23 protein-coding genes are annotated in these 24,372 nt (G+C 69.0%); 15 read left to right on the top strand and 8 right to left on the bottom strand.

Annotated features, from left to right (window positions below):
* Positions 1–84 precede the first annotated feature (84 nt).
* Positions 85–1,047, bottom strand: a complete 963-nt coding sequence (locus tag A37E_RS0118975) for a LysR family transcriptional regulator (protein ID WP_029558047.1) — start codon at positions 1,045–1,047, stop codon at positions 85–87.
* Between the two features lie 115 nt (positions 1,048–1,162).
* On the opposite strand from A37E_RS0118975, the gene A37E_RS0118970 reads away from it, so the two are divergent.
* The 12 genes from A37E_RS0118970 to A37E_RS0118915 all read left to right on the top strand — a co-directional run bounded on the left by A37E_RS0118970 (position 1,163) and on the right by A37E_RS0118915 (position 14,043).
* Positions 1,163–2,416: a sarcosine oxidase subunit beta family protein gene (locus A37E_RS0118970; protein ID WP_029558046.1), complete on the top strand. Its 1,254-nt coding sequence runs from the start codon at positions 1,163–1,165 to the stop codon at positions 2,414–2,416.
* A 242-nt stretch (positions 2,417–2,658) separates the two neighbouring features.
* Positions 2,659–2,928: a sarcosine oxidase subunit delta gene (locus tag A37E_RS0118965; RefSeq protein WP_029558045.1), complete on the top strand. Its 270-nt coding sequence runs from the start codon at positions 2,659–2,661 to the stop codon at positions 2,926–2,928.
* On the top strand, positions 2,925–5,879 hold the full coding sequence (locus A37E_RS0118960) for a sarcosine oxidase subunit alpha family protein (RefSeq protein WP_029558044.1): 2,955 nt from the start codon (positions 2,925–2,927) through the stop codon (positions 5,877–5,879). Before A37E_RS0118965 ends, A37E_RS0118960 begins: the two co-directional genes overlap by 4 nt.
* Positions 5,872–6,480 (top strand): sarcosine oxidase subunit gamma family protein, encoded by a 609-nt coding sequence (locus tag A37E_RS0118955; RefSeq protein ID WP_051679169.1) that lies wholly within the window; start codon positions 5,872–5,874, stop codon positions 6,478–6,480. The genes A37E_RS0118960 and A37E_RS0118955 overlap by 8 nt, the downstream gene beginning before the upstream one ends.
* A 91-nt stretch (positions 6,481–6,571) precedes the next feature.
* On the top strand, positions 6,572–7,441 hold the full coding sequence (gene purU / locus A37E_RS0118950; RefSeq protein ID WP_024279543.1) for a formyltetrahydrofolate deformylase: 870 nt from the start codon (positions 6,572–6,574) through the stop codon (positions 7,439–7,441).
* A 72-nt stretch (positions 7,442–7,513) separates the two neighbouring features.
* Positions 7,514–7,732, top strand: a complete 219-nt coding sequence (locus A37E_RS0118945; protein WP_029558042.1) for a hypothetical protein — start codon at positions 7,514–7,516, stop codon at positions 7,730–7,732.
* Positions 7,733–7,923: 191 nt separating this feature from the next.
* The gene (gene atzF, locus A37E_RS0118940) at positions 7,924–9,708 is read left to right on the top strand and encodes an allophanate hydrolase (RefSeq protein WP_029558041.1); all 1,785 of its coding nucleotides are present in this window, start codon (positions 7,924–7,926) and stop codon (positions 9,706–9,708) included.
* Positions 9,709–9,825: 117 nt separating this feature from the next.
* Entirely contained in the window at positions 9,826–10,113 is a 288-nt protein-coding gene (locus tag A37E_RS26075) for a hypothetical protein (RefSeq protein WP_051679168.1), read from the top strand.
* Positions 10,110–10,850: a zinc ABC transporter ATP-binding protein AztA gene (gene aztA, locus A37E_RS0118930; protein WP_029558039.1), complete on the top strand. Its 741-nt coding sequence runs from the start codon at positions 10,110–10,112 to the stop codon at positions 10,848–10,850. Before A37E_RS26075 ends, aztA begins: the two co-directional genes overlap by 4 nt.
* A 201-nt stretch (positions 10,851–11,051) precedes the next feature.
* A complete protein-coding gene (locus A37E_RS0118925) occupies positions 11,052–11,924 on the top strand; it encodes a metal ABC transporter permease (protein ID WP_029558038.1) in 873 nt (290 codons plus the stop codon).
* A gap of 11 nt (positions 11,925–11,935) precedes the next feature.
* On the top strand, positions 11,936–12,916 hold the full coding sequence (locus A37E_RS0118920; protein ID WP_029558037.1) for a zinc ABC transporter substrate-binding protein: 981 nt from the start codon (positions 11,936–11,938) through the stop codon (positions 12,914–12,916).
* A gap of 62 nt (positions 12,917–12,978) precedes the next feature.
* Entirely contained in the window at positions 12,979–14,043 is a 1,065-nt protein-coding gene (locus A37E_RS0118915; RefSeq protein WP_029558036.1) for a GTP-binding protein, read from the top strand.
* Between the two features lie 89 nt (positions 14,044–14,132).
* Here the strand turns inward: A37E_RS0118915 and A37E_RS0118910 are convergent, their stop codons facing one another.
* The gene (locus A37E_RS0118910; protein WP_029558035.1) at positions 14,133–15,320 is read right to left on the bottom strand and encodes a CaiB/BaiF CoA-transferase family protein; all 1,188 of its coding nucleotides are present in this window, start codon (positions 15,318–15,320) and stop codon (positions 14,133–14,135) included.
* Between the two features lie 177 nt (positions 15,321–15,497).
* Complete coding sequence (locus tag A37E_RS0118905) at positions 15,498–16,691, bottom strand: acyl-CoA dehydrogenase (RefSeq protein ID WP_029558034.1); 1,194 nt, start codon at positions 16,689–16,691, stop codon at positions 15,498–15,500.
* On the opposite strand from A37E_RS0118905, the gene A37E_RS0118900 reads away from it, so the two are divergent.
* A complete protein-coding gene (locus A37E_RS0118900; protein ID WP_348550884.1) occupies positions 16,682–17,500 on the top strand; it encodes a TetR/AcrR family transcriptional regulator in 819 nt (272 codons plus the stop codon). The genes A37E_RS0118905 and A37E_RS0118900 overlap by 10 nt on opposite strands.
* Positions 17,501–17,507: 7 nt before the next feature.
* On the opposite strand, the gene miaA is transcribed toward A37E_RS0118900, so the two are convergent.
* Entirely contained in the window at positions 17,508–18,455 is a 948-nt protein-coding gene (gene miaA, locus A37E_RS0118895; protein WP_029558032.1) for a tRNA (adenosine(37)-N6)-dimethylallyltransferase MiaA, read from the bottom strand.
* Here miaA and serB point away from each other — a divergent pair.
* Positions 18,454–19,353 (top strand): phosphoserine phosphatase SerB, encoded by a 900-nt coding sequence (serB, locus tag A37E_RS0118890; protein ID WP_029558031.1) that lies wholly within the window; start codon positions 18,454–18,456, stop codon positions 19,351–19,353. The genes miaA and serB overlap by 2 nt on opposite strands.
* Before the next feature lie 125 nt (positions 19,354–19,478).
* On the opposite strand, the gene A37E_RS0118885 is transcribed toward serB, so the two are convergent.
* A complete protein-coding gene (locus A37E_RS0118885) occupies positions 19,479–20,609 on the bottom strand; it encodes a DUF2865 domain-containing protein (protein WP_081837677.1) in 1,131 nt (376 codons plus the stop codon).
* Positions 20,610–20,775: 166 nt separating this feature from the next.
* Positions 20,776–21,864: a TRAP transporter substrate-binding protein DctP gene (dctP, locus tag A37E_RS0118880; RefSeq protein ID WP_029558029.1), complete on the bottom strand. Its 1,089-nt coding sequence runs from the start codon at positions 21,862–21,864 to the stop codon at positions 20,776–20,778.
* Positions 21,865–22,179: 315 nt separating this feature from the next.
* Here dctP and A37E_RS0118875 point away from each other — a divergent pair, with 315 nt between their 5' ends.
* A complete protein-coding gene (locus A37E_RS0118875) occupies positions 22,180–22,653 on the top strand; it encodes a CreA family protein (protein WP_197023073.1) in 474 nt (157 codons plus the stop codon).
* 76 nt (positions 22,654–22,729) lie between these two features.
* Here the strand turns inward: A37E_RS0118875 and A37E_RS0118870 are convergent, their stop codons facing one another.
* Positions 22,730–23,461, bottom strand: coding sequence for a carbonic anhydrase (locus tag A37E_RS0118870; protein WP_029558027.1), 732 nt, complete (start codon positions 23,459–23,461; stop codon positions 22,730–22,732).
* A gap of 202 nt (positions 23,462–23,663) precedes the next feature.
* Positions 23,664–23,981, bottom strand: coding sequence for a hypothetical protein (locus tag A37E_RS0118865; RefSeq protein WP_038193381.1), 318 nt, complete (start codon positions 23,979–23,981; stop codon positions 23,664–23,666).
* Positions 23,982–24,372 lie beyond the last annotated feature (391 nt).

Genomic DNA, 24,372 nt, shown 5'->3' with positions numbered 1-24,372 from the left:
CAGGCTGAAAACTCAACTTCCACAGCTTGGCAATTGGCCGCCATGAAGCTTGACCCTCAGCAGTTCCACACGTTGCCGCGCCTTCTATCCGAGCGCGTCGCCCACCCATGGCAGGGTGGCGCGCAGGACGGGCAGAACCGCCTCGTCCAGGGTCTGCCGGCAGAAGCCCGCCACCTCCCGCGGCAGGCGGCCGAGTTCCTGCCGGCGGCCGATCAGCGTCAGGCTGCGGGAGAAGGCGGGACCCGGCAGCGGCGCGTAACGGACCCGATCGCGATCCAGCCCCGCCTCGAAGATGCAGAGCGGCGTCGTCACCGCGAACCCCTCCCCCGCCGCCACCATGGCCGAGACGCCGAAGGGCGTGTCGAACTCCAGCCGGCGCGGCAGATCGAGCTTGAGGCGCCTCAGGTGCCGGTCCACCTCGATGCCCGTGCGCGAGCGGGCGGAGAAGCGCACCAGCGGCAGACGCTGCGCGAGGCGCGCCACGTCCTCCACCCGCTCGGGCGCCGTCTCGCCGGCGGGCAGCAGCAGCACATAGGGCTCGGTCAGAAGCGGGAAGCGCTCCAGCCCCTCGATGTCGGCGAGTTCGTCCACGCCCACGAGCAGATCGAGCTGGCGGGAGAGCAGCGCGCTCGCATGGGCCGCCGTGAGGCCAGCGAGCAGCGACACTTCCTCCGCCACCGCGCACAGCCGCCCGGCCAGCGGCGCGGAGAGGGCGCGAGAGAGGGAATCGACGAGGCCGGCGCGGATCAGCGGCAGCCGGCCGTGCTCGGTCTCCTTCAGCGCCGGCACGATCTGCCGGGCCTCGGAGAGGAGCGCACTCGCCTTCTGCCTGAGCACGCCGCCCGCGGCCGTCAGCCCCAAAGGCCGGACGCTGCGATCGAACAGGGCGACGCCCATGCGCGTCTCCAGCTCCGCCACCGCTTGCGACACCGCCGGCTGGGTGAGCCCGAGCCGCCGCGCCGCGCCGGCCATGGCGCCGGCCTCGCAGACGGCGAGGAAGATTTCCAGCGCCTTCAGATCGAACGGCAGAAGCTCGCGCACCGTCATCCCCACAGAATAAGCAGAATTTATATTACCTGTGGTTTTCGGCGGGGCTATATCTTTTCCAAAGGGGTGCATCGGCGTCCGCGCCGAGGGGTTCCCAAGGGTCCCGAGGGGTTCAATGTCCCGCTATTCCGTATTCAGCCTGATCGCCAACGCGCTCAACGGCCAGAAGGGCTGGACGCCCGCCTGGCGCGATGCGGTGCCGAAGCCCTCTTATGACGTCATCATCGTCGGCGGCGGCGGCCATGGCCTCGCGACCGCCTATTACCTCGCCAAGGAGCACGGCATCCGCAACATCGCGGTGCTGGAGAAGGGGCATATCGGCTCCGGCAATGCGGGGCGCAACACCACCATCATCCGCTCCAACTACCTGCTGCCCGGCAACGAGCCCTTCTACGAGTGGTCCATGAAGTTGTGGGAGGGCCTGGAGCAGGACCTCAACTACAACGCCATGGTCTCCCAGCGCGGCATCATCAATCTCTACCACTCGGACGGCCAGCGCGACGCCTATGCCCGGCGCGGCAACGCCATGCGCCTCGCCGGCGCCGATTCCGAACTGCTGGACCGCGAACAGGTGAAGGCGCTCTGCCCCTTCCTCGATTTCGACAACTCCCGCTTCCCCATCAAGGGCGGGCTGATGCAGGCCCGCGCCGGCACCGCGCGCCATGATGCCGTGGTGTGGGGCTATGCCCGCGCCGCCGACCGGCTGGGTGTGGACATCGTGCAGAATTGCGAGGTCACCGGCTTCATCCGCGAGGGTGACGCGGTGGTGGGCGTGGAGACCAATCGCGGCCCGATCCGCGCCGGCAAGGTGGGCCTCGCGGTGGCCGGCTCCACCTCGCGGCTGACCAGGCATCTCGGCCTGCGCCTGCCCATCGAGAGCCATGTGCTGCAGGCCTTCGTCTCGGAAGGGCTGAAGCCGCTGGTGCCGGGCGTCATCACCTTCGGCATGGGGCATTTCTACGTCAGCCAGTCGGACAAGGGCGGCCTCGTCTTCGGCGGCGACATCGACGGCTACAATTCCTACGCCCAGCGCGGCAACCTCCCCGTGGTGGAGGATGTGGCCGAGGGCGGCATGGCGCTGATGCCGCTCATCGGGCGGCTGCGCATGCTGCGCTCGTGGGGCGGCCTCGTGGACATGTCCATGGACGGCTCGCCCATCATCGACGTGGGTCCCCTGCCTGGCCTGTTCCTCAACACCGCGTGGAACTACGGGGGCTTCAAGGCGACGCCGGCCTCCGGCTGGTGCTTCGCCTGGACCATCGCCAAGGAAGAGGCGCACCGCTTCAACGCCGCCTTCCGCCTGGACCGCTTCCGCACCGGCCATGTGATCGACGAAAAGGGAGTCGGCGCCCAGCCGAATTTGCACTGATGGGCGCGCTTCTCGATTTTCGCGCCCCGGACCAGCGACGGCGGAGCCTAGAGTGCAATCCGTCTGGGAGCACGCTCTCGCCTTTTGGACTCCCTCTCCCCTTGCGGGAGAGGGTTGGGGTGAGGGGTATTTCCTCCACCACACGCCGGTCCATCCGAGCCCAGCGCAGGCCCCTCACCCCCTCTCCCGCGAGGGGAGAGGGGAGCCATGCTGCTCTTCACCCCTCCACCCGGACCTGACCCATGCGCATCACCTGTCCCTATTGCGGCGCGAGGTCGTCCCATGAGTTCGCCTATCTCGGCGATGCCGCGCCCACCCGGCCGGACCCGGCCGATCCCGAGGCGCCGGACGCCTTCAACGTCTACGTCTACGAGCGCGACAACGTCGCCGGCGTGATGGACGAGCTCTGGTACCACGCGGGCGGCTGCCGCCGCTGGCTCACCGTCACGCGCGACACCCGCACCCACACCATCACCGCAGTGCGCTTCACCCGGACGGAGGCGGCCGAATGACCCGGCTTTCCGCAGGGGGGCTGATCGACCGCAGCCGCACCCTCTCCTTCAGCTTCGACGGCAAGAGCTACACCGGCCATCCCGGCGACACGCTCGCCTCCGCGCTGCTCGCCAACGGCGTGCGGCTGGTCGGCCGCTCCTTCAAGTATCACCGGCCGCGCGGCATCGTCACCGCAGGGTCCGAGGAGCCGAACGCGCTGGTGGAGCTGCGCTCCGGCGCCCGGCGCGAGCCCAACACCCGCGCCACCACCATTGAGCTGTTCGACGCGCTGGACGCCACCAGCCAGAACCGCTGGCCCTCGCTGGACGTCGACCTGCTCAGCATGAACCAGCTCGTGTCGCCCTTCCTCGGCGCGGGCTTCTACTACAAGACCTTCATGTGGCCCGCCGCCTTCTGGGAGAAGGTCTACGAGCCCATGATCCGCCGTGCCGCCGGCCTCGGTCGCGCGGCCGAGACGGCCGACCCGGACCATTACGAGAAGGCCACCCATTTCTGCGACGTGCTGGTCATCGGCTCCGGCGCTGCCGGCCTTGCAGCGGCCCTCGCGGCCGGGCGCTCCGGCGCACGGGTGGTGCTGGCGGACGAGGACTTCCGCCTCGGCGGCCGGCTCCTCTCTGAGCAGGCCGAGATCGACGGCGGCAGCGCGACGGATTTCGTGGCGCGGGCGCTGGCCGAACTTTCGAGCCTACCCAACGTCTGCCTCATGCCGCGCACCACCGTGTTCGGCGCCTATGACGGCGGCGAATTCGGCGCGGTGGAGAAGGTGAGCGACCATCTCGCCGTCCCCGCCCCCTTCCAGCCCCGCCAGCGGCTGTGGCGCTTCATCGCCAAGCGCTCGGTGCTGGCGGCGGGTGCGTTCGACAGGCCCATCGTCTTCCCCGGCAATGACCGGCCCGGCGTCATGTCGGCGCTGGCCCTCGCTACCTACGCCACGCGCTTCGGCGTGGGCGCGGGGCCGCGGGCAGCGGGCTTCACCAACAACGACCACGCCGTCGCCGCGCTGCTGGACGCCGCCGCGACCGGCGTGAAGCTGGAAGCCATCGCGGATGTGCGCGACACCGTCGCCCCTGCGCTGGCCGCGCGGGCGAAGGCGCTGGGCGTCGATCTCCTCACCGGGAGTGAGGTCATCGCCACCTCCGGCAAGTGCCTGTCCGGCGTCACCGTGCGCACGCCCAAGGGTGTCCGCACGCTCTCCGTGGAGGCGCTCGGCGTTTCCGGCGGCGCGACGCCCAACGTGAACCTCACCTGCCATCAGGGCGGCAGGCCCATCTGGCGCGAGGATATCGCCGCCTTCGTGCCCGGCGCCGTGCCGGTGGGCATGGTGGTGGCGGGCGCCGCCGCCGGGCACCTCACGCTCGCCGAAAGCCTCGCGGATGGCAGCGCGCTGGGCGCCGCAGCGGCGGAAAATGCGGGCTTCGCCCCCGTCGCGACTCCCGCCCCCGTGGCGGGCGATGCGCCCAACGGCCTCAAGGCCTTCTGGCAGGTGCACGCCAAGGGCCCCGCCTTCGTGGACCAGCAGAATGACGTGACCGCCAAGGACGTGGCCCTCGCCCATCGCGAAGGCTTCCGGGCGGTGGAGCTGCTGAAGCGCTACACCACGATGGGCATGGCCACCGACCAGGGCAAGACCTCCAACATGGCGGGCCTCGCCATCATGGCGGCGCTCACCGGCAAGGGCATTCCCGAGACCGGCACCACCGTGTTCCGCCCGCCCTATACCCCGGTGGCCCTCGGCGTGCTCGCCGGCCACCATCGCGGCGTGGACTTCAAGCCCACCCGCCCGACACCGACCCATCAGTGGGCGGAGGAACGGGGCGCGGTGTTCGTCGAGACCGGACAGTGGCTGCGCGCCGCGTGGTTCCCGGAGGCCGGCGAGGACTGGCAGGCGGCGGTGAACCGCGAGGTGAAGGCCACGCGCGAAAGCGTCGGCGTCATCGACGTGTCCACCTTCGGCAAGATCGACCTTCAGGGGCCGGATGCCGGCGTGCTGCTGGATCGCGTCTACATCAACATGTTCTCCACCCTCGGCGTCGGCAAGGCGCGCTACGGCGTGATGCTGCGCGAGGATGGCATCGTCATGGACGACGGCACCACCGCCCGCCTCGCCGACGACCATTATGTGATGACCACGACCACCGCCAACGCGGCCAAGGTGTTCCAGCATCTGGAATTCTGCCTGCAGGTGCTGTGGCCGGAGCTGGACGTGTGCCTCGCCTCCATCACCGAGCAGTGGGCGCAGATCGCCGTCTCCGGCCCGCGCTCCCGCGACGTGCTGGCGAAGCTGGTGGACGGCGCGGATGTCTCCAACACCGGCCTGCCCTTCATGGGCGCGCTCCAGACCACGGTGATGGGCGGCGTGGAAGCGCGCGTCTTCCGCCTCTCCTTCTCCGGCGAGCTCGGCTACGAGATCGCGGTGCCCGCCCGCCACGGCGACAAGCTGATGCGGGCGATCATGGCGGCGGGCGCGCCCTACGGCATCACGCCCTACGGCGTCGAGACGCTGGCCGTGCTGCGCATCGAGAAGGGCCATGTCTCCGGCAGCGAGCTGAACGGGCAGACCTCCGCCCGCGATCTCGGCCTCGGCCGCATGGCCTCCACCAAGAAGGACTTCATCGGCCGCGTGATGGCGGGCCGCCCCGCCTTCACCGATCCCGACCGGCCCACATTCGTCGGCTTCCGGCCGGTGGACAAGGCGGCGCGGCTCAAGGCCGGGGCGCATTTCCTGCCCCTCGGCGCGGCCCCCACCACTGAGAATGACGAGGGCTACATGACCTCCGTCGCCTGGTCGCCCATCCTCGGGCACTCCATCGGCCTCGGCCTCCTCAAGCGCGGGCCGGAGCGCATCGGCGAGAAGCTGCGCGCCTATGACCCGGTGCGCGGCGGTGACATCGAGGTCGAGGTGTGCTCTCCCCACTTTGTCGATCCCGAAGGGGAGAAGCAGCGTGTCTGACCTCTTCCAGTCCCTCTCCCCCGCCCACCTCGTTCCGGCCGGGCACTATGGCGTCACAGGCGCCACCGGCGTCACGGCGCAGGTGGTGACGAACCTTGCCGCCGCGACGTTGGTCTCCCGCAAGGGCAAGACCGCCGCGCTGATCGCCGCCGCCACCGCCGCCGGCCTGCCGCTCGTGGATGCGCCGAAGGCGAGTGTCGGCGCCGGCCTTGAGGCCATCGGCACCGGCCCCGGCAAGTGGCTGGTGTTCGCCGAAGGATCGGACGGCGCCGCGCTGCGCCGGCGTCTCGAAGAGCTGGCGGCCGGCCTTGGCGCCGTCACCGACCAGAGCGACGCCAATCTCGTGCTCGACATCTCCGGCCCCAAGGCGCGCGAGGCGCTGGTGAAGGGCGTGGCGGTGGACCTTGATCCCCGCGCGTTCCAGCCGGGCGACGCGGCGACGACGCCGGTCTCCCACGTGGGCGTCACCTTCTGGCAGCGGGACGCGAGCCCAAGCTATCGCTTCGCGGTGGGCAACACTTTCGCCCCCGCCTTCCTGCGCTGGCTGGCGGCGAGCGCGGCGGAATACGGCTTCGCGCTCTCCGGCACCGATCGAGGTTGACGGCAGCGCGGCGCGCGCCTCCTCTCCCGCACCGATTTTCTGAACAGGGCGCCCGGCTGCATCAGTCGCGCGGCGCCATAAAGGACGCATCATGACCAGCCCCAACGAGCCGATCATTCTCGCCTTCTCCTGCCCCAACCGGCCCGGCATCGTCGCCGGCGTCTCGACCTTCCTGTTCGAGAAGGGCTGCAACATCCTGGAGGCGCAGCAGTTCGACGACACCGAGACCCGCCGCTTCTTCATGCGCGTGGTGTTCAACGTGGTCGAAGGCGAGGCCAGCCTCGCCGAAATCCGCTCCGGCTTCGCGGCGGTGGCGCAGACCTTCTCGCTGAGCTTCACGCTCCGCCCCGTATCCGAGAAGCGGAAGGTGCTGCTGCTCGCCTCCAAGTTCGACCACTGCCTCGCGGACCTGCTCTATCGCTGGCGCATCGGCGAGATCCCCATGGAAATCTCCGGCATCGTCTCCAACCACCCCCGCGAGACCTATGCCCACCTCGATTTCGACGGCATCCCCTTCCACCATCTGCCGGTGACCAAGGCCACGAAGCTGGAGCAGGAAACGCAGGTCTGGGAGATCTTCCAGTCCTCCGGCTCGGAACTCGCCGTGCTCGCGCGCTACATGCAGGTGCTGTCGGATGGGCTCTCCGCCAAGCTCTCGGGCAAATGCATCAACATCCACCACTCGTTCCTGCCCGGCTTCAAGGGCGCCAAGCCCTATCATCAGGCCCATGCGCGCGGCGTGAAGCTCATCGGCGCCACCGCCCACTACGTGACCTCGGACCTCGATGAAGGCCCGATCATCGAGCAGGACGTGGAGCGCATCTCCCACCAGGATTCGCCCGAGGACCTCGTGCGCAAGGGGCGCGACATCGAGCGTCGGGTGCTGGCGCGGGCCATCTCCTGGCACCTGCAGGACCGGGTGCTGCTGAACGGTTCCCGCACCGTGGTGTTCCGGGACTGACCTCAAAAAAGGGAACCCGGCACCGGGTCCGGGGCGTTGAGGGGGCGATATCCACCAAAAGGAGAGAGCCCCATGCAACGCCAGGGCATGCTCGTCGCCGCGGCATTCGTGCTGGTCCTCGCGCTGGTCGCGGCGAACATGTTCTCCAACCGCGGCAGCCCCGAACCGAGCGAGACCGCGCCGGAGAACATCACCGTGCCGCGCGGCAATCCCCCGCCCATGACCACCGCGCCCGACGCCCCTCCCGGCCGGACCCTTTCGCCGGCCGAGCAGAACCGGACGAGCCAGTAACGCCTGCTCACTTTTTCGGCATAAGGTGCACATCCTGCGCCCCGCAGTGGCAAATCAAGCCGCTGCGGGGCGCAGTTCATTTGAGTCAAATATATGATATTTATGTGTTTATCAGAAATTGCATACAAGTGGCGCGCTTCCTGCTAGACCCCTGCCATCAGGCGCGTGGAGCGCCGTCATCAGGGTAGACCATGCAGACCGTCGCCAGCCTCCTCGAAGCCCACAGGTCCGGCCTCCGCTCCGTCTCGGATACGGTGCGCGGCGTCTATGCCCGGCTTGCGGTGCATGACGACCCGGCCATGTTCATCACCCTGCGTGACGAAGCCGATGTGCTGGCCGAGGCGACCACGCTGGAGGCCGCCAGCAATACGGCGCTGCCGCTCTACGGCGTCCCGGTGGCGGTGAAGGACAATATCGACGTCGCCGGCCTGCCCACCACGGCCGCCTGCCCGGCCTTCGCCTATGTGCCGGCGCGCGACGCCACCGTCGTGGCGCGGCTCAGGGCGGCGGGCGCGCTCATCATCGGCAAGACCAATCTCGACCAGTTCGCCACCGGCCTCGTGGGCGTGCGCTCGCCCTATGGCATCCCGCGCAACTCGGTGAACCCGGAGCTGGTGCCCGGCGGCTCCTCCTCCGGCTCTGCGGTGGCGGTGGGCGCGGGCATCGTGCCGGTGTCGCTGGGTACCGACACGGCGGGATCGGGCCGCGTGCCGGCCATGCTGAACAACATCGTGGGCCTGAAGCCCTCCCTCGGCCTCGTGCCCAATACCGGCCTCGTGCCGGCCTGCAAGACGCTGGACTGCATCTCCATCTTCGCCCTCACCGTCGACGATGCCATGGCGGTGCTGAACGTCATCGCAGGCTTCGACGCTGAGGACGCCTATTCCCGCGACCTGCCCATCGGCCCGCTCACCGCCGCCCCGCCCGCGCCGGTGCTGGGCATCCTGCCCGAGGCGCAGCGGGAATTCTTTGGCGATGCCGAGTCGGCCGCCGCCTATGAGGAAGCCCTGGCGCGCTTCGCGTCCCTGGGCGCGGTGCTGAAGGAGATCGATTTCTCCGCCTTCGCCGAGACCGCCCGCTTGCTCTATGAGGGGCCGTGGGTGGCGGAGCGCTGGATCGCCGCCGAGCACCTTTTGACCACCGATCCCGATGCCGTGCATCCGGTGACACGAGCCATCACCGAACCGGGCGGCAAGGCGAGCGCTGCGGATGCCTTCCGCGCCATGTACAAGCTCAAGGAGCTGCGCGCCCGCGTCGCCCCCATCCTCGCCGGCATCGACGCTCTGCTGCTGCCCACCGCGCCTTCCGCCTATACGGTGGAGGAGGTGCTGGCGGACCCCATCCGCCTGAATTCGCGCAATGGCACCTACACCAATTTCGTGAACCTGATGGATCTGTGCGGCATCGCGGTGCCGACCAAGATCACCGCCGCCGGCGTGCCCTATGGCATCACCCTCCTCGCCCCCGCCGGGAAGGATGCGGAGATGGCGGCGCTGGGCCGCGCCTATGTGGCGGCGGGCAATTTGCCGCTGGGCTGTGGCCATGCGCCGGCGCCTGCCCTGCCCCCGCTGGCGCCGGCCAGCGAGCCGGGGCGGCTCGATGTGTGCGTGTTCGGCGCCCACCTCTCCGGAATGCCGCTCAATGGCGACCTGAAGGCCATGGGCGCGCGCTTCGTGCGCGCCGCCAAGACGGTGCCGTCCTATCGCATGAAGCTCCTCCCCGGAGCCGTGCCCCGCCCGGGCGTGGTGCGCGTGACTACGGAGGGCGCGGCGGTGGAGGGGGAGGTGTGGTCCCTGCCCTTCGAGGGCGTCGGCCGCCTGCTCGCAACCGTCCCCGCGCCGCTGGGGCTCGGGCAGGTGGAACTGGACGACGGCACCCATGTCACCGGCTTCCTGGCCGAGGCGGCGGCCCTCGACGGGGCGCGGGACATCACCCGGTTCGGCAGCTTCCGCGCCTTTGCCGCAGCCGCCGAATAGGCGCTCCGACTGACTGAGGGGAACCGCACAAAAGCGTGCGGTGGGGTGTCGGCGGGCTGGACAAGGTCGAGCGATACACTGTATCAACTGGCCATCGAAACCAGCGCGCCGGCCCCCATGTCCCTGTCCCTTTCCCCTTCCGCAGCGACGCCGCCGGCCCGCGAGGCGACCGGCCGGCAGGACCGCGCCGCGCCCGTCGGCGCCGGAGCCGCGGGGGGACACGACCAGGGCGATCATGGGCACGGCCATCACACCCATGCCGCTTCTCCGGCAGGCCGCAGGCCGCCCGTGCGCATCGGCGCATCGGTGCTGCGCATGTCCCTTGCCGGGCGGCTCGCGCTGGTGTCGGTGCTCCTCCTCGTGCTGTGGAGCGCCGTCCTGCTGGTGACGGGAGGCGGCGCATGACCGCGCAGATTTCGTTCCGCAACCTCACCCTCGGCTATGAGCGCCACCCGGCCGTCCACCACCTCTCCGGCGATGTGGAGAAGGGTGCGCTGCTCGCCATCTGCGGCGCCAACGGCGCCGGCAAGTCCACGCTCCTCAAGGCCATCGGCGGCGCGCTGAAGCCGCTCGGCGGCACCATCGACCGTCACGGCCTCGACCCGCGCGAGATCGCCTATCTGCCGCAGGGCGCCGAGATCGACCGCAGCTTTCCCATCCATGTCTACGACATGGTGTCCATGGGCCTGTGGAGGCGCGCTGGCCTGTTCGGCGGCATCGGCCGGGCCGATCGGGAGAAGATCGAGCACGCCATCGCCGCCGTCGGCCTCGAAGGGTTCGAGAACCGGCCCATCGGCACGCTCTCCGGCGGGCAGATGCAGCGCACCCTGTTCGCCCGCCTGCTGCTGCAGGACGCCCGCGTGATCCTGCTCGACGAACCGTTCACCGCCCTCGATGCCAAGACGGTGTCGGACCTCGTGGAACTGGTCCGCCGCTGGCACGGCGAGCAGCGCACCGTCATCGCGGTGCTGCACGATTTCGATCTGGTGCGCGCGACCTTCCCGCAGACGCTGCTCCTCGCCCGCACGCCTGTCGCGTGGGGACCCACCGCGGAAGCGCTCGACCCCGAGAACCTGCTCAAGGCCCGCCGCATGGGCGAGTCATGGCGTGACGACGCCCTCCCCTGCTCCGACGCGGCCTGATCCGACTTTCACCGACCGGCTGACGCCGGTCTTTTGGACGCACATCACTGCTTTTGCGCTTGGCCGGGGACCACGGGCTCCGTCCAAGGCCGGTCCGGTTCCTCCAACCCACCGGATCGGCTCCCCGGCCAAGCGCAAGGGCAGGACGATGACAGATCCGGCCGGCCGCCTTGAGCGCGGCACGCGGCCCGGGATGGTTCGATGAGCCTCTATGACACCTTCATTTCTCCCTTCGTGGAGTTCGAGTTCATGCGGCGGGCGCTGGCCGGCGTGTTCGCGCTGTCGCTCGGCGCGGGGCCGGTGGGCGCGTTCCTGATGCTGCGGCGCATGTCGCTGACGGGCGATGCCATGGCCCACGCCATCCTGCCCGGCGCGGCCATCGGCTTCCTGTTCGCCGGCCTCAACCTCTACGCCATGACCGCCGGCGGCCTCGCGGCCGGCCTTCTGGTGGCGGTGGGCGCGGGCGTGGTGGCGCGGGCGACGGGGATGAAGGAGGACGCCTCGCTGGCCGCCTTCTATCTCATCTCGCTGGCGCTGGGCGTGCTCATCGTCTCACTGCGCGGCTCCAACGTGGACCTCCTGCACGTGCTGTTCGGCACGGTGCTGGGCATCGACGACGCGACGCTGGTGCTCATCGCCGGCATCACCACCATCACGCTGCTCACCCTCGCCGTGGTGTGGCGGCCGCTGGTGCTGGAATGCGTGGACCCCACCTTCCTCGCCTCGGTGAGCCGCAGCGGCGGCGTCAGCCACATCGCCTTCCTGTCGCTGGTGGTGCTGAACCTCGTGGGCGGCTTCCACGCCCTCGGCACGCTTCTCTCGGTGGGGCTGATGATGCTGCCGGCCGCCACCGCGCGCTTCTTCGTGCGCGACCTCACGGCGCTGGTCACCACCTCGACACTGATCGCCTTCGGCTCGGGCGTCGCGGGGCTGCTCGTCTCCTACAACCTCGGCACGCCGTCCGGCCCGTCCATCATCCTGGTCGCCGGTCTCGCCTATGCCGGCGCCGTCTTTTTCGGGCCGATCGGCGGTCTCGCCGGCCGCCTCGTCCCTCGCCGTCACCTTGAAGCCTGAAGAGGACTTTCATGATCTCCAGACGTCTCCTCCTCGCCGCCGGCATGGTCGCCGGCCTTGGCCTGCCCATGGCCGGGCCGGCGCTCGCGCAGGCCCCTGCCCAGAAGATGCCCGTGGTGGCCTCCTTCTCCATCCTCGGCGATTTCGTGAAGCAGGTGGGCGGCGACCGCGTGGCCGTCACCACCATCGTCGGCCCCAACGGCGATGCCCACGTCTACCAGCCCACCCCCGCCGACGCGAAGGCGGTGGCCGCGGCCAAGGTGGTGTTCGTCAACGGCCTCGGCTTCGAAGGCTGGATGGACCGCCTCATCAAGGCGTCCGGCACCAAGGCGCCCATCGTCGTCGCCACCAAGGGCATCACGCCCCGCACCGGCTTCGTCGATCATGACGACGACGAGAAGCCGAAGGCCAAGGGGAAGGCCAAGCACGACCACGCCAAGGAAGAGGGCGGCCATGACCACGGCGGCATCGACCCCCACGCCTGGCAGTCCATCGCCAACGCCAAGGTCTATGTGGCCAACGTGCGCGACGGCCTGATCGCCGCCGATCCGGACGGCCGCGACGTCTACACCGCCAACGCCGCGGCCTACACCGCCAAGCTTGATGCGCTGGAGACGGAAGTGAAGTCCGCCATGGCCAAGATCCCGGCCGAGCAGCGCCGCATCATCACCTCCCACGACGCCTTCGGCTATTTCGGCGAGGCCTACGGCCTGGTGCTGGTCGCCCCCGAGGGTGTCTCCACCGAGAGCGAGGCCTCGGCCAAGGACGTCGGCCGCATCATCCGCCAGATCAAGGCGCAGAAGATCCCGGCCGTGTTCGTCGAGAACGTCACCGACCCGCGCCTCATCCAGCGCATCGCCAAGGAAAGCGGCGCCAAGGTGGGCGGAACGCTCTATTCCGACGCGCTGTCCGATGACAAAGGCCCCGCGAGCACCTACATCGACATGATGCACTCCAACGTGCGCGAACTCTCGTCCGCTCTGTCGAGCTGAGGGGACGCCCGTTTCCTTCCGGCGGCCGCCTCGCGCGGCCGCCGCAGTACCAAGGTGAAGCCATGGCTGAAACGCAGGCCGAGAAGATCCCCGTCACCGTGCTGACCGGCTATCTGGGTGCCGGCAAGACCACGCTGCTCAACCGCATCCTGTCGCAGCCCCACGGCAAGAAATTCGCCGTCATCGTCAACGAGTTCGGCGAGATCGGCATCGACAACGACCTCGTGGTGGGCGCCGACGAGGAAGTGTTCGAGATGAACAACGGGTGCATCTGCTGCACCGTGCGCGGCGACCTCATCCGCATCATCGACGGCCTCTTGCGCCGCAAGGGCGGCTTCGACGGCATCATCGTCGAGACCACCGGGCTGGCGGACCCTGCCCCCGTGGCCCAGACCTTCTTCGTGGACGAGGAAGTGCAGGCCAAGACCAAGCTCGACGCGGTGGTCACGGTGGCCGACGCCAAGTGGCTCTCCGACCGCCTGAAGGACGCCCCCGAGGCGAAGAATCAGGTGGCCTTCGCCGACGTCATCCTCCTCAACAAGACCGACCTCGTGACCGGCGCGGAGCTGGACGCAGTGGAAGCCCGCATCCGCGGCATCAACCCCTACGCCAAGCTCTATCGCACCCAGAAGTCCGAGATCGACATCGCCAAGGTGCTGAACCAGGGCGCCTTCGATCTCGAGCGCGTGCTGGAGCTGGAGCCCGCCTTCCTTGAGGAGGACGAGCACCATCATCACCACCACGCCCATGGCGAGGCCTGCGGTCCGGACTGCGGGCACGATCACCACGACCACGACCACCATCACCACGGGCTGAAGGCGGTGCATGACGAGGAGATCCAGTCGGTCTCCTTCTCCACCGACAAGCCGCTGGACCCGGACAAGTTCTTCCCCTGGGTGCAGAACATCGTGCAGGTGGAGGGGCCGAACATCCTGCGGTCCAAGGGCATCCTGTCGTTCAAGGACGATCCCGACCGCTTCGTGTTCCAGGGCGTGCACATGATCCTCGACGGGGACCACCAGCGCCCGTGGAAGGACGACGAGAAGCGCCTCAGCCGCATCGTCTTCATCGGCCGCCAGCTCAAGCGCGACCTGCTCGAAGAGGGCTTCCTCACCTGCGTGGCGTGAGGGCCGTCTGATCGGGGCGCGACGCGCCCCATCATCATTGTATCCCTGCGCCGCCCGGTCCGGCCGGCGCGGGGTTTCGGGAGAGCCTGTCAGTTCCCCGCCAGCGCCTTCAGCGCCGCAAGCACCTGTTCCGTATCCGCCCCCAATCGCGGGCTGGCGCTTTTCGCCACCTGCCGCACGCCGTCGAGCACGATGGGGCTCGCCACGGCGGGAATGGTGCCGCCGCCGGCCTCCGCAAGGTCCACGCGCAGGCCGCGCGCCTTGACCTGAGGGTCCTCGAACACCTGCGACACCGTATTGATCGGCCCCGCCGGCACGCCCTTCGCCTCCAGCGCGGCGAGGAGATCGTCGCGGGCGAAGGCCATGGTCAGCCCGGTGAGCTTCGGCACCAGCACGGCGCGGTTGGCGACGCGCGCGGGATTGGTGGCGTAGTCCGCCGCCTGCGCCAGCTCCGGCGCGCCGAGCACGGCGCAGAAGCGGGCGAACTGCCCGTCATTGCCGATGGCGGCGATGAAATAGCCGTCCGCGCAGGGGAAGACCTGATAGGGCACGATATTGGGATGGGCATTGCCCATGCGCTTGGGCGCCTTGCCGGAGGTGAGATAGTTCATGGCCTGGTTGGCCAGCACGCCCACCTGCGTGTCCAGCAGCGCCATGTCCACATGGCCGCCCGTGCCGGTCTCGTCGCGCCGCCGCAGGGCGGCGAGGATGCCCACGGTGGCATAAAGGCCGGTGAAGATGTCGGCGAAGGCGACGCCCACCTTCTGCGGCTCCCCATCCGGCGCGCCGGTGAGGTCCATGATGCCGCCCATGCCCTGCACCAGGAAGTCATAGCCCGCGCGCGGCGCATAGGGGCCGTCCTGCCCGAAGCCGGTGACGGAGCAATAGACAAGGCGCGGATTCTCTTTCTTCAGGCTCTCATAATCGAGCCCGTACTTCTTCAGGCCGCCGACCTTGAAGTTCTCGATGAGCACATCGCTCTGCCGGGCGAGATCGCGAATGATCTTCTGGCCGTCTTCGGTCTCGAAATCCACCGCCACCGAGCGCTTGCCGCGATTGGTCGAATGGAAATAGGCGGCGCCGAGGTCCGCCCCGTCTGCCCCCTTCAGGAAGGGCGGGCCCCAGGTGCGGGTATCGTCCCCGCCGCCCGGCCGCTCCACCTTGATGACCTCCGCCCCGAGATCGGCGAGCAACTGCCCGCACCAGGGCCCGGCGAGGATGCGGGCGAGTTCAAGGACGCGGAGGCCGGCGAGGGGAGCTGAGGCAGGGGAGGACATGGGAGGACTCGTTGGGGAGGGGCGCACTCAAGGCAGTTTGTCATGGCCGGGCTTGTCCCGGCCATCCACGTGGTACGGCCGGGACCACATGTGCGGCCGTCGTCCCATCGGCCCGACGTGGATGCCCGGCACAAGGCCGGGCATGACGGCGGTGATGCGGGAACGCCGCACCGATGCTCAGAAGAACGCCTGGATCCCGGTGATCGCCCGGCCGAGGATCAGCGCGTGGATGTCGTGCGTGCCCTCGTAGGTGTTCACCGTCTCCAGGTTCGCCGCGTGGCGGATGACGTGGAATTCCGCCGAGATGCCGTTGCCGCCGTGCATGTCGCGGGCGACCCGCGCGATGTCCAGCGCCTTGCCGCAATTGTTGCGCTTCAGGAAGGAGATGGCCTCGATGGGCAGCGTGCCCTCATCGAACATCCGCCCGGCGCGCAGCGCGAGCTGGAGGCCCAGCGCGATCTCGGTCGCCATGTCAGCCAGCTTCTTCTGCACCAGCTGGGTGGCGGCCAGCGGCTTGCCGAACTGCTTGCGATCCAGCGTGTACTGGCGGGCGGCCGCATAGCAGGCCTCCGCCGCGCCCATGGCGCCCCAGCCGATGCCGTAGCGGGCGCGGTTGAGGCAGCCGAAGGGGCCGGGCAGGCCGGCGGCGTTGGGCAGGAGGTTCTCTTCCGGGATCTCCACGTCTTCCAGCACCACCTCGCCGGTGATGGAGGCGCGCAGCGAGAGCTTGCCCTCGATCTTGGGGGTGGAGAAGCCCTTCATGCCGCGCTCCACGACGAAGCCCTTGATGGCGTTGTCGTGCGCCGCGGACTTCGCCCACACCACCGCGAGGTCGGAAATGGGCGAATTGGTGATCCACATCTTCGCGCCGTTGAGGCGGTAGCCGCCGTCGATCTTCTCGGCGCGGGTGCGCATGCCGGCGGGATCGGAGCCGGCGTCCGGCTCGGTCAGGCCGAAGCAGCCGACCCACTCGCCGGTGGCGAGCTTGGGCAGGTACTTCTTGCGCTGCTCTTCCGTGCCGTAGGCATAGATGGGGTGCATGACGAGGGAGGACTGCACGCTCATGGCCGAGCGGTAGCCCGAATCCACCCGCTCCACCTCACGCGCGGCGAGGCCGTAGGCGACATAGCCAAGGCCGGCGCCGCCGTATTCCGCCGGGATGGTGGGGCCGAGCAGGCCGAGCTCGCCCATCTCGTTCATGATCTCGCGGTCGAAGCGCTCGTCGAGATAGGCGGAGGTCACGCGCGGCAGCAGCTTTTCCTGCGCATAGTCGCGGGCGGTGTCGCGCACCAGGCGCTCGTCCTCGGTGAGCTGGCTGTTGAGATCGAAGGGGTCGGCCCAGTCGAAGATCGGCTTACCGGATGCGGCCATGGTGCGTCTCCCGCGCTAGAAATCACCGCCGGATGGCGGCAGGCATTTACATTCCTACCAGTCGGTATATAAATAAAAGCCAATCGTCAAGGAGCACGACGCTGCAGGATCGAGGCGACCACGAACAGGATGCGCCGGCCCGCCCGGCCCCCGCCCGGCGGCGCGGACGTCCGCCGAAATCGGCGGCCCTGCGCGTCGCAGCGGACGGCGACGGCGCGCGCCTTGGCCGCCCGCCGATGATGAACGACCCGCGCGCGGAAATCCTGCGGCAGGCCGCGCAAATGTTCGCGCAGAAGGGCTATGTGGATTCCTCGCTCAGCGAGGTGGCGCGGTCGCTCAATTATTCCAAGGGCGCCATCTACAACTATTTCTCCTCCAAACAGGAGATCTACGACGCCATCATCATCTTCACGCTCACCGGGCTCAACGATGCGTCAGCCGCGGCGGTGAAGCGGGAGGACCCGCCGGCCGAGCAGCTGAAGCAGTTCATGGTCGCCCACGCCCGCTTCCTCGCCGACAATTACGATTGCTTCGTCACCATGCTGGTGGGCTTCTCCGGCATGGCCAATACCGGGCTGAAGGGCGATGCCCTCGCCTTGCGCGATGCCCATGAGGGCCTCCTACGCCGGATCATCGCCGACGGCGTCGCCGACGGCTCCTTCCGCGAGGTGGGCGCGGCCATGACCGGGCGCGCGGTGCTCTCGCTGCTGAGCTGGATGGTGCGCTGGTTCAAGCCCGGCGGCGGCAAATCGGCAGAAGAGGTCGCGCTGGAGTACCACGATCTGCTGGTGCGCGGGCTGGTGGCCTGAGGGGGCGTCACCCCCCTCCCCCCTCCATGCTCTTCATCAGCACATCGAGCCCTTCGTCGGGCGTTGCCGTGGGCCAGTCGGGCATCTGGTGGCGGAAGAAGGTCGCCTGCCTTTTGGCATAGCGGCGGGTGTCGCCCTGGCCCTCGGCGATGGCCTCGGCGAGGGACATCTCCCCCTTGAGATAGCGCGTGAGGGCCGGCGCGCCGTGGGCCTTCAGCACCGTGCGGTCGGGGGCGAGGTTGCGCGCGGCGAGCGCACGCACCTCCTCCAACGCCCCGGCTTCCATCATCGCCTCGAAGCGGGCGTCGATGCGCTGGCGCAGCAACTCCCGGTCCACCTCCAGCACGATCTTCGCGCAGGCCGCCGCATCGAGCACCGGCGGCTGAGCATCCCTCTGCCAGTCGGTGAGCGAGCGGCCGGTGGCGTGGATCACCTCCAGCGCGCGCAGCACCCGTTGGCGGTCATTCACCTTCAGCCGTTCGGCGCTCGCGGGATCGACCGTGGCAAGTCGGGCGTGGAGGGCGACGCTGTCCAGCGCCTCGGCGGCGCCGCGCACCTCGGCGCGCACCGCTTCGGGAATGGCGGGAATTTCGGCAAGCCCCTGCGTCAATGCGCGGAAATAGAGCCCCGTGCCGCCCACGAACACCGGAAGGCGCCCCGCCGCCTCCGCCTCGGCGAGGGCGCGCTTGGCGTCCTCCAGCCAGCGGCCGACGGAATAGTCCGTGTCCGCATCCACATGGCCGTAGAGGCCGTGGGGCACCTGCGCCATTTCCGCGACGGTCGGCCGCGCCGTGAGCACCCAAAGATCGCCATAGACTTGCATGGAATCTGCATTGAGGACGATGCCGCCCGTCCGCTCGGCCACGGCAAGCGCGAGCGCCGACTTGCCGCTGGCGGTCGGACCTGCGATGAGCACCGCCAACGGTTTTCCCCCTTCGAGCTTTGAAAATGCCATGGCCTACGTCGCGACGCTGATTTCAAACCCATCTGCCCCGGCTTTGACCTACGAGGCAATCCATGCCGCCCTTTCCGTGCTGCCGCAGGCGCAGGATCCGGTGGTGCTGGACGAAGGCGTGGCGGTCGATATCCACTTCGTCCCGGAACTTGCCGCCGATGCGGGCGCGCTGGCGGATGCGGTGCGCGGCGCGCTGAATGGCGCGCCCATCGACGTGGTGGTGCAGCTTGAGACCGGCCGGCGCAAGCGCCTGTTCCTCGCCGACATGGATTCGACCATGATCGGGCAGGAGTGCATCGACGAGCTGGCCGACCTCGTGGGCCTGAAGGCGCACGTCTCCGCCATCACCGAGCGCGCCATGCGCGGCGAGATCGCCTTCGAGCCGGCCCTGCGCGAGCGCGTGGCGCTGCTGCGCGGCCTGTCGGCGGGCGTGGTGGGCGACGTGCTGCGCGAGCGCATCACGCTGACCCCCGGCGGGCCGGAGCTGGTGGGCACCATGAAAGCCAACGGCGCCTATGCCGCCCTCGTCTCCGGCGGCTTCACCTTGTTCACGCAGGAGATCGCCGCGCGCATCGGTTTCGACGAGAACCGCGCCAACGAGCTGCTGGTGGAAGACGGCACGCTGCTGGGTGCGGTGGCCGAGCCCATCCTCGGCCGCGACGCCAAGCTCGCGACGCTGGTGGAGCTGCGCGACCGGCTGCACCTCGCCCCGTCCGAGACCATGGCGGTGGGCGACGGCGCCAACGATCTCGCCATGCTGGGAGAGGCGGGCCTCGGCGTCGCCTATCACGCCAAGCCGGCGGTGGCGGCAGCGGCCCATGCCCGCATCGACCACGGCGACCTCACCGCGCTGCTCTACATGCAGGGCTATAGAAGCAGCGAGTTCCGCACGGCCTGAAGCGGCCTCGCGCCGCCACACTGTCATCGCCCGGCTTGTCCAGGCGATGACACGCATTGAAGGCAGGTCAGATTCCCGCCCCGTGGCTTACTGCGCCGTGCCTTGACCGGCGGTGCCCTGCTGGCTCAAGGCGTTCTGGGAGCGCGGCAGGGGAATGACGCGCACCTTGCGCTGCCCCGGCTGTTCGGATTCCGGGGCGAGGGGGGCGGCGACGGTGGCGGCCACCGGTCCGCCGGCGGCGGCTTCGGCCGCGGCGGTGCTGCCGGCCGGGGCTTGGCGGCCGCCTTGCCGCCCTTGGTCGGCTCGGCGGGGCGCGGCGCGGACATTTCGCGCGCCTGCTCCTCGGTCACGAGGATGTCGCCCTTGCGCAGGGTGGTCTCGTCCTCAAGCCCGGCGAGGGCCTGCGCCCACGACTGGCCGGCCGGCTTGCAGGTGCAGGAGGGCACCAACTCCTTGCGGTAGCGCAGGGCGTTGGGCAGCGACATGTAGGACTGGCCGGAGATGCTCACCGCCGACTTGATGTCGCCGCTATAGGTGAAGAGCTGCGCATCCGAGCCCGGGCACAGCCGCTTGCAGAGCTGTTCGTCCTGCGCGTAGCGGCTGGAGTTGGTGGCGCTCGCCATGGGGAAGAAGTAGCCGTCGCAGGTCCTGACGCACACGGTGCGCGAGGAATAGGTCTTCGGCGTCTCCAGCGGCATCAGGTCGAGGTCGGGCGAGGTTTCCTCGCTCTGGGGCTGCTGGGTTCCGAAGATGGCCTCGAAGAAGTTCTTCGGCTTCGCCGGCTCGGCGGCGCGGCGGGCGGCCTGCACGGCGGCGGTGTATTGCGGGCCGCAATTGTTCTGGGCAAGGGCGATGATGAGCGCCCGGCGCTGGCCGCCATTGTCGGTGCCACCGCGCTCAAGCCCTGCGATCTGCGACCTCAGGCGCGAGACCTGATCGTCGATCTGGTCGCACTGGGGCGGACGGGGCGGACCCTGGAAGATGAGGAAGCCGCGCGGCGCATCGCAGCCCATGCCGCGCGCCTGGGCGGACAGACGGTCGAGATCGCCACGGAGCTTGGCGGCCTGCGCCTGCTGGTTGGCGACGCCGCCGGCGCTGCGGTCGAGGGCCATCAGCGAGCCTTCGAGCTGCTGGCAGGTGGGGCTGCCGGCCTGCGCCAGCGCGGTGCCCGCGGTGGTGAGGGCGACCATGAGGCCCAGCGCCAGACGGCGCGCAGCACCTCGCGCAGCCGTTCCACGGGCTGCAATCCGGGCCATCCGAATGGCGCCGATCCCTCGCGCGGACTCCATCCTCAGCTCTTCTCTCCACTGGCGCCGTGCCGATCCGGCGCCCCTCTATAGACCGACAGCGGGGGACAATGGTGACGAAACTGTGGCCCCTCTCCGGAAGGTGAGGGGCCGGCCCGTTTGCGGTCCGGCGCGCTCAGCCGCGGCCGCGCGAGCGGATGTTGTAGCTGTCGTAGGCGTATTCCGCGATCTGCCACCACACCAATTGATCGGCGCGGATGGCGAGCATGGAGTCGAGCGCCTGCTTGAACGCCGGGTTGGTGGCCGCCAGCTCGTTGTAGAGCTCGAAGGACGCCTTGTAGCCCGCCTCCATGATGGACTGAGGGAACGGCTTCAGCTCCACGCCCTGCTGCACCAGCCGGCGCAGCGCCGGGGGGTTCACCGAATCGTACTTGGCCAGCATCCAGTTGTTGGCGGCCTCGGCGGCATTGCGGACGATGGCCTGGTAGTGCTTCGGCAGCGCGTTCCACTGGGCGTTGTTGATGACGAGGTGCAGCATGGCGCCGCCCTCCCACCAGCCGGGATAGTAATAATACTTGGCCACCTTCACGAGGCCGAGCTTCTCGTCGTCATAGGGGCCGACGAACTCCGCCGCGTCGATGGAGCCGCGCTCCAGCGCCGGATAGACGTCGCTGGGGGCGATCTGCTGCGGCACCACACCGAGCTTCGCCAGCACCTGCCCGCCGATGCCGCCGATGCGGAACTTCAGGCCCTTGAGGTCGGCGACGTCGTTCAGCTCCTTGCGGAAGAAGCCGCCCATCTGGCAGCCGGAATTGCCGAGCGGCATGCCGGTGACATTGTACTTGGCGAGCACGCCGTTGATGATCTGCTCGCCCCCGCCGAAGAACCACCAGGAGTGCTGCTGGCGCGAGTTGAAGCCGAACGGCACGCCGGTGCCGAAGGCCAGCGCGGTGTCCTTGCCGGTATAGAAATAGGTCGCGGTCTGGGCGCACTCTACCGAGCCGGTGGAGACCGCATCGAGCGCCTGCAGGCCCGGCACCAGCTCGCCGGCCGGGAAGGTCTGGATCTGGAAGCGGCCATCGGTGGCCTCGGCCACATACTTGGCGAAGATTTGCGCCGTGCCGAAGATGGTGTCGAGGGAGCGCGGGAAGGAGGAGGTGAGGCGCCACTTCACCTCGGGCTGGGTCTGCGCGAGGGCGGGGGCGGCGACCGCGCCGGTGGCGAGCGCGGTGGCGGACGCGCCAATGAAATGGCGGCGCTTGATCTCCATGGATGTGCTCCTCGGGCCGGTTGATCGGCTCTCTAGGTTGGGGCGAAAACCGTGCGATGGGGCGAAAGGGGTGTCACGCGGCGCGTCGGCCGTCAATGTCGGCAATCGCCGGAGGAGTGATATTGCGCCGCTCTTCCGCTGCGGTCGGGGCATCCCATATGTCGGGGGCCCGCCTGTGGCAGCTTACCGGGGAGTTCCATGACGCACGCTGTCTCGACCATCCGTCCCACCCATACCCGCCGCCTCGGCCGCCTCGCGCTCGCGGGCGCGGGCGCGCTGGGTGTCACGCTGGGTGCCACGCTGGGTGTCATGGCGCTCGCGGGCGGGCCGGCGCTGGCGCAGGAGCCGAACCTCATCTTCCGCAAGTCCACGGTCTGGAAGTTCCTGACCCCCGACGACAAGCTCGCCGTCTACGGCATCGACGATCCGGTGGTGGAGGGCGTCGCCTGCCACTACACCACGCCCGAGAAGGGTGGCGTGAAGGGCATGGTGGGCCTCGCGGAGGAAGTCTCCGACATCTCGCTCGCCTGCCGGCAGGTGGGGCCGATCTCCTTCAAGTCGAAGTTCGAGCAGGGCGACGTGGTGTTCCGCGAGAGCCGCTCCTTCTTCTTCAAGAAGATGCAGATCGTGCGCGGCTGCGACACCAAACGGAACGTGCTCGTCTATCTCGTCTATTCCGACAAATTGATCGACGGCAGCCCGAAGAACTCCACCTCCACCGTCCCGATCATGCCGTGGGGCGGCAACACCGACGTGCCGAAGTGCGGGGACTTCCTGAAGTAACGGGAAGAGAAACGCCGCGCGCACAGGCGGGAGATCACCTCCGCCCCGGGCGCGCGGCGCATGCGTCAGAGGCAGGTCAGAGGAAGTTCACCTTGCCGGTGCCGATATCGTACATGGCAGCGGCCGACTTCAACCTCCCGGCGGCGGCCCGCTCCGACAGGATCGGTGCCGCGGTCTGCGCCAGCTTGGCGTTCATCTTCACGTTCATGTCGCTGGCGGCGGCGAGGAGATCGGCCGGGTTGCTCCGCATGGCCTCATAGACGGCCGGGCGGATAGCGTTGACGAGGCTCGGCAGGTGGCCGGGCGGCAGGGTGTTGTCCTTGATGGACGTGATGGTCGCCTGAATCGCGCCGCACGAGGCATGGCCGAGCACGAGGATGAGCTTCACGCCCAGCACCGCGGTGGCGAATTCCAGGCTCGCCAGCCCGTTTTCATCGATGAAGTTGCCGGCCACCCGCACGATGAACAGTTCGCCCGGCCCCTGGTCGAACACCAGTTCCGGGACCACCCGCGAATCCGAGCAGGCGACGATGGCCGCGAACGGCTGCTGTCCCGTCGTGCGCTGCAGGCGGCCGGCGGAATAGTCCGCCTGCTGGGGCGTGCCGGCCACGTAGCGGGCATTGCCGTCCACCAGACGCTTCATGGCTTCATCCGGAGTGACCGGTGTGGCCGTGCCATAGCCACCGCTCGACTGGGCGAAGGCGGAGGCGGCGAACAGCGGCGCGGCCGCAAGGGCCAGTCCACCCGCCAGTCCGCCGGCAAGCAGGCGTCGGCGTCCGATGGACGGTGATGAACACGTCTCGCACATGGGCGATCCTCTCCCGGTCAGTCTGTTTCAGGCATGTTTGGACCCGCCCGCAGCGGTGCCGCTGGGGCAGGCCGGGGCCGAACATAGCTGATCCGGGGACGAAGCATCAGGCCCGGCGATCACAAAACGCGGACCTAAAGCTTTGCCATGAAATGGCATTTCGGGATCGAGGGGACCATCCGGGTGATCGCGCGCAGCCGGGCTACCGCGAGCAGGTGATGGCCACCGTTTCCGGGCAGAGCGGGCCGGTGCAGGTCGTCGCCGGCGAGGCGACGCTGGAGGGGGTGAAGGCGGAGGCGGGCACCGCCACGCGGCCGAAGTCGATGACCTGCGTGTAGGCGTGGGTGCGGCACCAGGCTTCCGCCACCTTCCGCCCGCACGGCGCGCCGGAGGCGAGGCAGGAATCGATGCCGGAGCCGTCGGAATTGTCGATGAGGAAAATGCGCGTCTCCGCCATGGCCGGCGCCATCAGCGACAGGCTCGCCACGGTGACGGCGGCGAGGGTTCGGATCAGCGGCATGGACAGGTCGGCACCTCTTTGACAGGCGCGTCCCGAACGCGGCGATGCGCTTTCGGGTCACGGGCGGGATCATCGGATGCGCCCCGACCCCCGCCCGGCGCAACTCAGCCGGGGATAGACGCTCACCAAGGGGCAGGTCAAGCTGGGGAAGATAACGATATCCGGAGGTGCGGGGCCGCGCCGGGCGGTGTGAAACATCTTGACGAGCGCCCGCGCCCGAACCATTGTCCCGCGCCATGAACGGCGGTCTCGTCACCATCTGCGCCATTGCGGCGATTATTTGCGGTTAGCCGAAAAGCTGGCCGCGGCCGTCCTTTGCTCATCTTCTTAGACAAGGATCTGGACGCCCCGGCCGGTGGACCGGCTTGGCGCTTGTGCGCCATTCGGGGGA

The organism is Xanthobacter sp. 91, from assembly GCF_000702385.1.
Taxonomy (GTDB): domain Bacteria; phylum Pseudomonadota; class Alphaproteobacteria; order Rhizobiales; family Xanthobacteraceae; genus Xanthobacter; species Xanthobacter aminoxidans.
The sequence above is the reverse complement of the archived record's forward strand: the minus strand, read 5'-3'. Positions and strand labels throughout refer to the sequence as shown.

What these genes read in the sequence shown, in the direction of transcription:
- A37E_RS0118975 (WP_029558047.1), bottom strand. Translation starts at nt 1,047, where the DNA reads ATGACGGTGCGCGAGCTTCTGCCGTTCGATCTGAAGGCGCTGGAAATC.
- A37E_RS0118970 (WP_029558046.1), top strand. Translation starts at nt 1,163, where the DNA reads ATGTCCCGCTATTCCGTATTCAGCCTGATCGCCAACGCGCTCAACGGC.
- A37E_RS0118965 (WP_029558045.1), top strand. Translation starts at nt 2,659, where the DNA reads ATGCGCATCACCTGTCCCTATTGCGGCGCGAGGTCGTCCCATGAGTTC.
- A37E_RS0118960 (WP_029558044.1), top strand. Translation starts at nt 2,925, where the DNA reads ATGACCCGGCTTTCCGCAGGGGGGCTGATCGACCGCAGCCGCACCCTC.
- purU (WP_024279543.1), top strand. Translation starts at nt 6,572, where the DNA reads ATGACCAGCCCCAACGAGCCGATCATTCTCGCCTTCTCCTGCCCCAAC.
- A37E_RS0118945 (WP_029558042.1), top strand. Translation starts at nt 7,514, where the DNA reads ATGCAACGCCAGGGCATGCTCGTCGCCGCGGCATTCGTGCTGGTCCTC.
- atzF (WP_029558041.1), top strand. Translation starts at nt 7,924, where the DNA reads ATGCAGACCGTCGCCAGCCTCCTCGAAGCCCACAGGTCCGGCCTCCGC.
- A37E_RS26075 (WP_051679168.1), top strand. Translation starts at nt 9,826, where the DNA reads ATGTCCCTGTCCCTTTCCCCTTCCGCAGCGACGCCGCCGGCCCGCGAG.
- aztA (WP_029558039.1), top strand. Translation starts at nt 10,110, where the DNA reads ATGACCGCGCAGATTTCGTTCCGCAACCTCACCCTCGGCTATGAGCGC.
- A37E_RS0118925 (WP_029558038.1), top strand. Translation starts at nt 11,052, where the DNA reads ATGAGCCTCTATGACACCTTCATTTCTCCCTTCGTGGAGTTCGAGTTC.
- A37E_RS0118920 (WP_029558037.1), top strand. Translation starts at nt 11,936, where the DNA reads ATGATCTCCAGACGTCTCCTCCTCGCCGCCGGCATGGTCGCCGGCCTT.
- A37E_RS0118915 (WP_029558036.1), top strand. Translation starts at nt 12,979, where the DNA reads ATGGCTGAAACGCAGGCCGAGAAGATCCCCGTCACCGTGCTGACCGGC.
- A37E_RS0118910 (WP_029558035.1), bottom strand. Translation starts at nt 15,320, where the DNA reads ATGTCCTCCCCTGCCTCAGCTCCCCTCGCCGGCCTCCGCGTCCTTGAA.
- A37E_RS0118900 (WP_348550884.1), top strand. Translation starts at nt 16,682, where the DNA reads ATGCGGCCATGGTGCGTCTCCCGCGCTAGAAATCACCGCCGGATGGCG.
- A37E_RS0118905 (WP_029558034.1), bottom strand. Translation starts at nt 16,691, where the DNA reads ATGGCCGCATCCGGTAAGCCGATCTTCGACTGGGCCGACCCCTTCGAT.
- serB (WP_029558031.1), top strand. Translation starts at nt 18,454, where the DNA reads ATGGCCTACGTCGCGACGCTGATTTCAAACCCATCTGCCCCGGCTTTG.
- miaA (WP_029558032.1), bottom strand. Translation starts at nt 18,455, where the DNA reads ATGGCATTTTCAAAGCTCGAAGGGGGAAAACCGTTGGCGGTGCTCATC.
- A37E_RS0118885 (WP_081837677.1), bottom strand. Translation starts at nt 20,609, where the DNA reads ATGGCCCGGATTGCAGCCCGTGGAACGGCTGCGCGAGGTGCTGCGCGC.
- A37E_RS0118875 (WP_197023073.1), top strand. Translation starts at nt 22,180, where the DNA reads ATGGCGCTCGCGGGCGGGCCGGCGCTGGCGCAGGAGCCGAACCTCATC.
- A37E_RS0118870 (WP_029558027.1), bottom strand. Translation starts at nt 23,461, where the DNA reads ATGTGCGAGACGTGTTCATCACCGTCCATCGGACGCCGACGCCTGCTT.
- A37E_RS0118865 (WP_038193381.1), bottom strand. Translation starts at nt 23,981, where the DNA reads ATGCCGCTGATCCGAACCCTCGCCGCCGTCACCGTGGCGAGCCTGTCG.